The following is a 9,684-nucleotide window of genomic DNA, read 5'->3' as shown; positions in this document are numbered from 1 at the left end:
GATGTTTCAACAGAAAAGCGCGACAATCGTTCCGCATTTTCTGGACCTGAAGCTCTGTTGGGGCTCCCGCCCGCCATGCTCGCGCTTCGGGTCAGGGAGCGGCTGGCCAGCATGGCGCCGCATGGCAAAGCACAGGGGTGCTGCAGGCGGAAGCGAGCTTCCGCCGTTCAGTTTTCGGCAGTCGGTGGCGATGAATGTGGCGATGAATGAAGGATCGCCGGCACCCAGATGCAGCTCAGGACGGATTGCGCTTCCTGCTGCTCGCCGGCTTCTCGCCCAACACTGCGGCATCCCGGTCCAGGGGGGAAACGTCTTCGGCAGGCGCGCTCTGATTCTTGCCCCTGGAGGGAGAGCGCGGCTTTGCGGCACCAGTCCCGGCATCGTCCTCAGCCGGTCGGGCCGCGGTCTTTCCGCCGGAGCGCTTCGCCTTTCCGCCGACGGTCGCTGCGGTCGGACGGCTTTCATCTTCCAGTTTCTGGAGTTCGGTGCGCGCCTGCTCCCAGTGATCCGCCTCGCGGCCTTCCGGACGGCCTTCCGCCTCCCAGATCTGATGGGCTCTCTCTCGAATGCTCTTGTCGCGGTCGATCATGACGGGCTCCTTTTTTGGATACAGCGACAATTCGCCGGGGCGCAGAAAGATCCCACGGGCGTGCAGTTTTTTCTGTCGCAACCGGAAACTTCCGCCCGCTGTGCCGCAGGCCCATCCGTCTTCCGCTGCCCGATCCGTCCACACTGCCGGTTCACATCGCAGAATCCGGAAAGGCTGATTTAGCTCGCGCCAAAATGCAGGCGGCGCCGGAACCAATCTCCGGTTTGTTGGTTTTCGAAAAAGCGATGCAACGCGGTGGAGGAGAACCCGGATGGGCCAGCATTTTTGTGATTTTGTTCCGCAGTCGGACGGCTGGGCGGTGCTGATGGACGGACGCTGGACGGCGTCCTATCCGAGCCTGCAACTGGCGGTCAACGCCGTCGCCGCCGAAAGAGAACGCAAGGGTGCGGCGGGAAGCCGGCTGGTGATGCGGCGGCTCGATGCCGACGGCAATCTGCGCCAGTTGGCTGCTGTCCGGCAAGGCAGCGCCGCGCGCGACCTGCAAACGCCGAGCGTCTAATGCATGCCGCCCGGAAGTTTGAAGCGGTTTCGGGATCACGACATGCAAAATCAATGAGCTAAGGCACGGTGCGTCCGTCCGGACGCACGATCCGCGTTCTATCTCTTTGAAACGTCTATATCTTTTGAAACTGAAGCATCTCAGAAATCCAGAGCGTCTCATCCGCGGTCGGGCGATCCCGCCTGATCGCCCGGTGCTGGAGCGCGAACCACACGGTCCGTGGGGAATGGCCTTCCGACATTCCGTGCGCGTTGCGTTCGTGTCCCGCGAAAAGCCGCCCTGGCGGGACCATCCCGGCCGGTGCGCCGCAGTCGGACGGGCGGCGCCCGATCGGCCGGAGCAGAGAACGGCACCACTCCCGACTCCGGCCATCTGTTCTGAGAACCGCATGGATCCAGCAGTCTAATCGACGCGGACCCGCGCCATCCCGGCGCTCCCCGGCCAGGTCGCGAAGGGACTCCTACACTCAGTGCGTGTTCGACAGCTGGGTGCCCTCGCCCATCCGCGCCTGCTCCCTCAAGGCTCCGATCGCCATATCGAGGTAGTAGGCCGGGAGCGAGGCACCCAGGTCACTCGCGGTCTGCTTGGCATAGGTCATCATATTGGCAAGTGCTGCCAATTCCTTCGTGTCGGTGTCCCAACTCGCTTCCATTTCGATCTCGGCTGCATTTTTCATCGGCTCAATCCCCACCGTACTGTATGACACAAATTACCTTGCACTGCAGACTACCAAGCAGGAGGGGTAAAATCGCGTGACGCAAGCGTGACACACCCTCCGGGTGCATTCATGAGGGTGCGCTCCATTATTCAGACCGGAATGCGGCGGCCCAGATCGTTGTGGCCTGAAACCGCCATTGAGCCGGCGGGCAGGCTCGGCAGTCGTCGAGGGCCTGAAGCCTTGCCAGCAGCTCCATGGCATCCGCCCGCTTCTGATCGACGTACCGCGTGCCGAGCAAACCGCGGATTTGCGCGCGGCGGCCGGCGGCCAGGCCCATGGCAACAGCCGCAATCGCATCCAGGGTCCGATCCTTGAAGAACGTCACGGCAGCCGCCTTCTCGATGGCGGCAAATTCGGCCCGCGATATCGACCGGTCTGCCAGAAGCCCCGCCAAAGTTGCGTGGACATTGACCAGCGGCACCGTCAGCGCCGCGTAGCCCAGCTCGCCCGGAGCGTGCAGTTGCGCGATATCCGCATCGTCCTCGATGCCTCCCGATGCGAACCGCCGGTAGATGCTGCCGACGCCGATCATTCCGAACCGGTCGCATTCTGCCGCACGCAGGGCACCCATGCTCGAGGAGCCGAGAACCTGGACGCCCAGGGAAAGGGCGAAAAGAATCTCCTTGTGCCAGACCGGCGCGACATATTCGAAAACTCCATCGACCAGGCCTATGGCGGTGGCGCCTTCCCGAACCGCGGCATGAATGTCGCCCTGCCGGGCCGGAGGCCTGACGGCCATGGCCGGTCCCGCCATCTCGGCGGCGCCGGACAAGGTCGGGCCGACGAAGAGGACCTTCATGAGGTCATCAGCGAACTGGAGAGCGCGCGCGCGCCAAATCGGCGTTTTCTCTCGCCGTCCGGATTCTCCAGATCCGGAGCGAACACCTTGACGACAGCGAACGGCAGGCTTTCGGCACTCAGCCGGACGGCGACGACAGTGTCGATGCCGGCCCGCTCCAGGTCCAGCAGAACCTGGTCGAGGAGGGTCTTCGGATCGCCGGACAGGGGCCCAGACCGATCCGGCGCCGGCCGCGGGTCGGCGCGAAAGCAATCCTGCAACTCCTGCGGCAGCGGTCGGGCAAAGGTCTCGGGGAAGACGTCGTCCCGGGCACCGCTGATGTAGGTCAGGCGCGATTGCGCGGCCTCGGTGACGGCACGGATCATCGCCCGGGTGGCGCTTGGGTGGCACCCCTGCCCGCTCGTGACGTCGACAAAGCGCGGGGTCCGCAGTGCCAGGATGTCCGACGGCGCCAACAGCACCACAAAACAGGGAACCCCGATGTCGCTGGTGACATCAAAGGCCCGGACCGCCAGCCCGGCGAGCTCGATCCTGTCGAGCAGGTCATCGAGAACCGGGTCGTTGAACGATCGGGGCGTGACGCATTTGGTCATCCGCGTGCCGAACGAGGCCATGCGCCAAAGCACGTCGGCGTCCCGCTCGATCCTCTCGAGAAGCCCGTGCAATGCGGCTTCCTCGAAATGGTTGCCGGACGCCAGGCCATCGGAAGTCTGCCAGAACCGGTTGCCGCGGATGCTCCGGTCCAGCGTGGCCGCGCCGAGGGGAACGAAAACCCCACCGCCCGCGAACAGGTCGACACCCTCGATCCAGTCGATGGCTTCGTCCGGATCTATATCCGGCTGTCCGGCTGCGATCAGCGACGGCAGGCAGAGCGCCCGTTTTCCGCACGCGGCCAGTTCCGCCGGAGTTGCCGTGACGGCGGTCACCTGCGGGGCGCAGGCAACGGCACGCTCGAGGGCCTCCATTGCCGCCGACACCTTGGCGTCCAGGTCCGTGATGCCCTTGCCCTGGTTGATCACAATCGATCGGGAGTTGGGCGCAACCGCGTTCCACACCGGGATGCCGATCCGGTCGAGACCCGTCAGTCGCGACAGCCGGGTGACGCCAAAGCTGTCGAGATGGGGTGTCACGCGCCGCAACGTCTCGTCGGGCGCGCAGATACGGTCCGTATAGTCCATCTGCAATCACCAGAGTTGGCTGCGCGGGAAGCGGGCGGCGGACTCTTGATCCGCCGCCGTTTGTCGCCCTGTCTCAGCTGTCCATGAAGCCGGAAAACGCAGCACCGGCAATGTCGACGGACAGGGCCAGGTTCACCCCCTTGACGACGGTCGCGCCGCCCCGGCGCAATTCATCGGCGGTCGCGAGTGCGCTGCCGGCCTCGACTTCGAGCGGCGCCACGGTCCCGGCATCCAGATCGGCAATCCACAGTCCGGCTTCCCCGGGCAGTCCAAACACAACGTTCTTGGCCATTGAAACATTCCTTCCTCAAGAGTTCACTCATATCCTGCCATCAGCAGCCCTTCGTGATAGTGGGTCTTCTGCCATTCCTCCCTGAAGGGCACCATCAGAAGCCACTTATCAAGATCAAAATCCGGATGAGTTTCCAGGGTTTTGCGAACAAACTGGCGTGCCTTGCCGCGATTGCCGAGCATCGCCCAGCTGGCCGCCGCCAGCCTGTCCGCGGGGGTCCGGTCCTTCATCCTCTGGATGAAGGATAGGGCCTGCTCGTAGTCGCCGATCGAATAGCTCGCTCCAGCCGCTGTCCAGAAATAGTCGTCGGGACACAGCGGATTGAGCTCCATGCCGCGCATGATCTTTGCCAGGCCTTCCTCGGGCCTCGAGGCCTGGACCAGCGTATCGGCATAGCTGGCGATCACATTGGCGAACTGCGGACTGAGTGCCTCCGCCTTGTCCAGCGCCTCGAGGCTGCCGTCAAAGTCCCGCCGGTAGAGACGGATGACGCCCAGTTCGCGATGACCTGCAGCCGAGGTCTCGTCGATCTCGATCGCCTGGCAGGCGCGCTGCTCGGCAATCCTGAGCAACTCGCTGTCGCCGCGCGCTGTCAGGAGCCATTCCATGAAATAGGTGCGCGCCAGGCTGCTCATGGCCGCTGCCATCTGGCCGTTGATGCTGAGCGCTTCCCGGAACAGCTTCCGGGACCGGCGAACCTCCGGAAGACTGATGAATTTCGAAAAGCGCGTCCCGAGAAGATAGGTTCGGTAGGCCTTCGGGTCACCTTCCATGTTCCACCGCACAGTCTCGTTGCGGCTGACCTCACGGCCCACCGCGCGGGAGATGGCATTTGCAATCTCCATGCGGCAACTGAGCAGGCCCGCCTTCCGCAGGTCAAACCGGTCGGCCCAAATGACCTCGTCGCTGCCGAAATAGACAAGCTGCGCGAAAATCGAATGCCCTCCGGCTTCCGACGTCAGCCTCGTATCGAGGATGTAGTTGATTGCGTGCTTGTTGAAGGTGGCGGCCTTGTCCGACTGCAGGCTGATCTGCTGGGAGGTGTAGGGAGCCACCACCGAGACAGCCCTGGACGAACAGAATGCGATGGTGATGTCCTCGATCAGCGCACCGCCGACCGCATTGCACTCTCCCGACCCTGAGGGCGGCGGCGGCAGGAGCACCAGCCTGGGAAGGCCGGCGCCCTCGGGGGACGGATTGCCATCGGCTTGCAAGGCAGACCCCCGCGCGGCGCCCCCCGCAAAGACAAGGGGCGCGCCGGCAACCACAATGTCCGCCGACCTCGTGGCAGGCGCACCGGCGCCCGCCACAGCCGGAGCGGATACGGACTGACCCTTGGCGGCGCGTGCGCCTTCCAGGGCATTGCGGACGAAGGCATCCAGCGGCCGTCGCTCGAGCAGCAGCAGGGCGACATGCTTGATGGTCCCGAAGTCGGTGGGCGATTTCGCCCGCGGCGCCACCTCGGCAAACACTTCGCGCAGCCGATCGAGAAAATACTCGCGCCGCTCCAGCAGCCATGTGTCGAAGAGGCCGCTGTCAACCTGCAGCCAGCCGAGGAACTCGACGCCGATCTTCTGAGCCATCTCGCGCAGCCGTGCAATCGACTGGCCGTCGGGCCTGTCATCAAACAGCCTGAAATCGACCGCCAGATGCTCTCCGGCGAGCTTGACCTCGGTTGCGGTGAACCGGAAGATCTCGATGCCGATCTGTTGCTGGCGCTCGCGGATGCGGGAGATCAGTTTGCGCAGGTTGACCAGCGCTCCCGCCTTGTCGTTGTCTCCCCACAGGAAGCAGGCCATCGCCTGCCTTGTCTCGCTGCGCTGCCTGCTGGCGAGCAGAAAGCATGCCGCCAGCAAGGCCTTTTCCGGGAAGGCGATCTCCTCGCCCGTCGCATCTTCCAGACGCAATCGACCGAATGTCTGGAGTATCAAGGTCATCCAACCTCCGGCTGATCGAGTGACGAGCGCAGCGGATCGCTGGCTGCCGGCCTGTTACAAGCTGTGCAGCGTGCCGACGGCGTCTCCAGCCGTCTCCATTGCGAATTCCCTGACTTCCGGCTCGGCCACAGCTTTGGCCAGAGCCACAATCTGCTGGCGCGTGCGGGCGCTCTTGATCTTGACGAAGGCGCGGTTGAGCGCCATCCCCTCCGGGGAAGATATGAACTGCGTGACCATGTCGGTTTCCGAATCCCGCTCCGGCTCAAGTCCCCTTGCGTCCTGGCCAGGAATCGCCTCGAAGAAGAATGCCGGCGTGACACCAAAATAGTCCGAGATCATCATCAGCCGGCTGGCGCTGATCCGGTTGGTGCCTCTTTCGTATTTCTGAACCTGCTGGAATGTCACGCCAAGGTGTTCGGCAAGCTGGGTCTGGCTGACCTTCCTCAGCCGCCGCTGGAGCTTGACACGCCCGCCCACTGCCACGTCGATAGGGTCCGGGCCAGAGCTCTTCATGCAATCCTCCATCAGCGTGTCTTGGTGTTTGCCGTCATTTAAAGTGCCTTAAACTTGCTGTTCGCGCAATGCCAGGCTTTTACTGTTTCACATGGAAATACATGACCGGACCACCCGAAATCACCGAATCCGCCCCCGATATTGCGAGGGTAATCTTGGTCCGACCAGACGGGCCGTTCCGCGGCGCGCCGCCCGGCGCCGGTCCGCCCCGGGCGATTCGGGCCTTCGTCCGACGTCATCGGGCGGCACACGGAACGCCTCGCGTTTCCTCGATGGCCCTCGCCTGAACCAACGCGCAGGACCGGCGTCCCATCAGTCGGCATCGGCGCGCCGTCCGGTCAAGACCGTTCCTCGCGCAGCCATTGCCGGAACGCCTCGGCATAATCGGGGTGCCAGCGCGACAGCGGCGGCCGGTTTTCGGCGATGTCGCCGGCAGCCCAGATGATCCGTCTGGCGTCCGTGGCCCTGTCGACCTCGTTGTCCGGGCAGAGAATGTAGAAGTCATCGGTCTCCAGAGATCTGAACAGGAACTCCACCGTCTGTTCCGGCGTCCAGGCACCCGCCGGCTTTTCCGTGCGTCCGCGCGCCGTCAGCGGCGTGAAGACGAATCCGGGGATGAACAGCCGGGCCTCTACCCGGCAACCGGGGAGATTGCGAAGCGCATGTTGCAGCGCCTCGGTGAAGACCCTGACGCCAGCCTTGGAGACATTGTAGGCCGGATCGCCCGGCGGCGTGGTGATGCCCTGCTTGGAGCCGGTGTTGACGATCAGGCCGGGCTGGCCGCCGGCAGTCATCAGCGGCGCGAAGATCTGGCTGGAGCGGATGACGCCGCCCATATTCACGTCGAGAATCCGGTCCCAGGTCCCCTCCTCGTCGAAGATCGAGCTGCCCGGTTGCATGCCGGCATTGTTCATCAGCACGTTGACCGGTCCGAAACGCTCCGCCACCTGATCGGCAAGCGCCCGCAACTGGGCGCGCTCACCGACATCGGCAACAACCGCCATCACTTCGCCGGCCGCGGCGCCATCATCGATCAGCACCTTCCGGGCGGCCTCGATGCCGTCTCCCGCAAGATCGGCGATGCAGACGCGCAAGCCAAGGCCGATCAGGTGGCGGGCGGCCGCCAGTCCGATGCCGGACGCGCCGCCGGTGACAACGGCGACGCCGCCGGTCTTCAAAGCCTGGTGCATGAAACTCCCCCGATGAATGGACGGCCGCAGGGTGACATATCAGGCCCTCGCGCGTCCAGCGCGCAGAACCGCCATCCGGCGGTCATCGAGACGGCTCTCGGCGCGTCGTCCCGAATGAGCAGGCCGGCGCCAGGGCGGCGCCGGCCGATGCGGCAAGGTCCGTCGAGCGCCGAGCGCAGCCCTGTTCCGAGGGCCGGCGCCGACACCTGGAAGATCATGGTCGCCGCCCTGCGGCTGCCGTGATCTCCTGTCAGTCAACGCTTCCGCTGGCGCCCATGCCGGCACCGATGCCGACCCCGCCGCCGATGGAGCCGTTGGCGGCATTGGAAACCGCGCCTGCCATGGAATTGGCGGTCTCCGAAAGGCTGTCGCCAAAGCCGTGGCCGAAGCCGCCGGCGGTACCGGTTCCCACGGAACTGGCCGAACTCATGCCGTTGCCGAAGCCGATGCCGGACGAGGTTCCGGGTGCCGTGGTGGCGGCGACGCCGACGCCCTGATTGACCGACACCCCCTGGTTGACGCTGACGGTATGGCCACCCGCCGAAATCGTGCCGCTGAGCGCGACGGAGCCGGACAGGCTGACATGGCTGCCGGGAATCCCCTGCGGCGTCGGGTTGCCCGGATTGTTCGGATTGCCGGGTCCCGACGGTGTCCGGGAGGCGGTGGTCGCGGCATAGGCGCTGCACTCGTCATATGCGCTCATGCGCATGCTGGCGCCGAGGGTCGTGCATCCGGCCCGCCGGACGATGACCGGCCCGCCTGTCGAAGCGGCTGTCCTGGATTTGGCGCCGACCGACGCGGCGACCCTGGGCGGCGCCGTCCCGACACGGGCGGCCGGTGCCTTGGCCTGAGCCTTGACGAAGACGGTGCCACCGGCCACGGGCGCGAAGACCATTCCGCCGTTGACCGAGCTTTCTGTGTGAATGCGCGCAGCGCGCGCCTTGGTCTCCGCCTTCTTCAGCGCGCAGGCCTTGCCGCAGGATGCGGCTCCGGCCTGCTGCGGATCCAGCACACCGGCATTTGGCGCAAACAGCAGTGCCGAGAGGGCGACGGCCATGAGGGGCACCGTCCGGGCACCCCTGCCTGATTTCTTGTCGATACGGGGCGAGAAGGGAACAGTCATGTCAAACTCCATAAGCACGCATAACCAACAGGTTCGGCCTTGTTAAGAACTGCGGGGATTCCGGTCGCCGCAAGCGGCGACCGGATAGCAAGCGGTGCAATCAGTTCGTTGCACCGACACCGCCACCGACACCGCCGGCGGCCGAACCGGCAGCACCGCCGGGGCCGGCTGCGGCCGAAGCCGTGCCGCCGCCGTAGCCGCCACCGACCGAGGTGCCGCCGGCGCCGGAATTGGCCGCGCCGCCGACGCCGCCGGAGGTACCGGTCGCAGCGCCTGCCGCGTTGCCCACCGAAGCGCTCCCGGCACCGGAGATGCCGCCGGCGCCTGCGACCGAACCGACACCGTTGGCGATGCCGAGGCCGGCACCGAGCGAGCCGCCCACGCCGACTGCAACTGCGGTACCGGCCGTGCCGGCATTGGAAGTGTTGCTGGACGTCGCCGTGGCAGCCGAGGACGGAACACCGACGGTCGAGGCTGCGGCAGTTCCGGTGGCGAGATTGGTGGAGTCAGCCACCGCGGTCCCGGCTCCGGCCGCGACAAAAGCCAGGCCCCCGCCGATGCCACCGCCGATGGACAGTGTCGCGGCACCGGCCATGCTGGCTCCGGCAAGCAACACACCGAATGTCATTGCAACAGTCTTGATACGCATTTGAACTCTCCTTTATGATGCGAACACCTGTTCGCTGTTTACTCGCATTACGACTTGCCTTCTTGCAGCGCACACAGGTCCCCGTCACGGCAACCCGTATTGCCGTGCGCTGTAAGCTCTTCAATTGCGGTCACAGTTGTCCTGTCCCGGCAGCCAGCCGGCTGCCGCGGAGTTCA

General features: G+C 65.2%; 11 protein-coding genes. 1 reads left to right on the top strand and 10 read right to left on the bottom strand.

Features of this window, described 5'->3' with window-relative positions; all coding sequences use genetic code 11:
- Positions 1 to 235 precede the first annotated feature (235 nt).
- Positions 236 to 589, bottom strand: a complete 354-nt coding sequence (locus DFR52_RS01235) for a DUF2934 domain-containing protein (RefSeq protein ID WP_110030114.1) — start codon at positions 587 to 589, stop codon at positions 236 to 238.
- A 271-nt stretch (positions 590 to 860) separates the two neighbouring features.
- On the opposite strand from DFR52_RS01235, the gene DFR52_RS01230 reads away from it, so the two are divergent.
- On the top strand, positions 861 to 1,109 hold the full coding sequence (locus DFR52_RS01230) for a hypothetical protein (RefSeq protein ID WP_110030113.1): 249 nt from the start codon (positions 861 to 863) through the stop codon (positions 1,107 to 1,109).
- A gap of 466 nt (positions 1,110 to 1,575) precedes the next feature.
- Here DFR52_RS01230 and DFR52_RS01225 read toward each other — a convergent pair whose 3' ends face one another.
- The 9 genes from DFR52_RS01225 to DFR52_RS01185 all read right to left on the bottom strand — a co-directional run bounded on the left by DFR52_RS01225 (position 1,576) and on the right by DFR52_RS01185 (position 9,508).
- Positions 1,576 to 1,785 carry a hypothetical protein gene (locus tag DFR52_RS01225; protein ID WP_110030112.1) on the bottom strand — a complete coding sequence of 70 codons (210 nt, stop codon included), beginning with the start codon at positions 1,783 to 1,785 and terminating at the stop codon, positions 1,576 to 1,578.
- A 127-nt stretch (positions 1,786 to 1,912) separates the two neighbouring features.
- On the bottom strand, positions 1,913 to 2,626 hold the full coding sequence (locus DFR52_RS01220; protein WP_110030111.1) for a TfuA-like protein: 714 nt from the start codon (positions 2,624 to 2,626) through the stop codon (positions 1,913 to 1,915).
- Positions 2,623 to 3,804, bottom strand: a complete 1,182-nt coding sequence (locus DFR52_RS01215; RefSeq protein ID WP_170132202.1) for a YcaO-like family protein — start codon at positions 3,802 to 3,804, stop codon at positions 2,623 to 2,625. The genes DFR52_RS01220 and DFR52_RS01215 overlap by 4 nt, the downstream gene beginning before the upstream one ends.
- 73 nt (positions 3,805 to 3,877) lie before the next feature.
- Positions 3,878 to 4,096, bottom strand: coding sequence for a hypothetical protein (locus DFR52_RS01210; RefSeq protein WP_110030109.1), 219 nt, complete (start codon positions 4,094 to 4,096; stop codon positions 3,878 to 3,880).
- A gap of 23 nt (positions 4,097 to 4,119) precedes the next feature.
- On the bottom strand, positions 4,120 to 6,033 hold the full coding sequence (locus tag DFR52_RS01205; protein ID WP_146215518.1) for an SARP family transcriptional regulator: 1,914 nt from the start codon (positions 6,031 to 6,033) through the stop codon (positions 4,120 to 4,122).
- A 54-nt stretch (positions 6,034 to 6,087) separates the two neighbouring features.
- The gene (locus DFR52_RS01200) at positions 6,088 to 6,546 is read right to left on the bottom strand and encodes a helix-turn-helix domain-containing protein (protein ID WP_110031060.1); all 459 of its coding nucleotides are present in this window, start codon (positions 6,544 to 6,546) and stop codon (positions 6,088 to 6,090) included.
- A 338-nt stretch (positions 6,547 to 6,884) separates the two neighbouring features.
- Complete coding sequence (locus tag DFR52_RS01195; RefSeq protein ID WP_110030107.1) at positions 6,885 to 7,736, bottom strand: SDR family NAD(P)-dependent oxidoreductase; 852 nt, start codon at positions 7,734 to 7,736, stop codon at positions 6,885 to 6,887.
- Positions 7,737 to 7,986: 250 nt separating this feature from the next.
- Positions 7,987 to 8,859, bottom strand: coding sequence for a hypothetical protein (locus tag DFR52_RS01190; protein WP_110030106.1), 873 nt, complete (start codon positions 8,857 to 8,859; stop codon positions 7,987 to 7,989).
- A gap of 100 nt (positions 8,860 to 8,959) precedes the next feature.
- Positions 8,960 to 9,508, bottom strand: coding sequence for a hypothetical protein (locus DFR52_RS01185; RefSeq protein ID WP_110030105.1), 549 nt, complete (start codon positions 9,506 to 9,508; stop codon positions 8,960 to 8,962).
- Between the last annotated feature and the right edge of the window lie 176 nt (positions 9,509 to 9,684).

The organism is Hoeflea marina, from assembly GCF_003182275.1.
Taxonomy (GTDB): Bacteria; Pseudomonadota; Alphaproteobacteria; order Rhizobiales; family Rhizobiaceae; genus Hoeflea; species Hoeflea marina.
The sequence above is the reverse complement of the archived record's forward strand: the minus strand, read 5'-3'. Positions and strand labels throughout refer to the sequence as shown.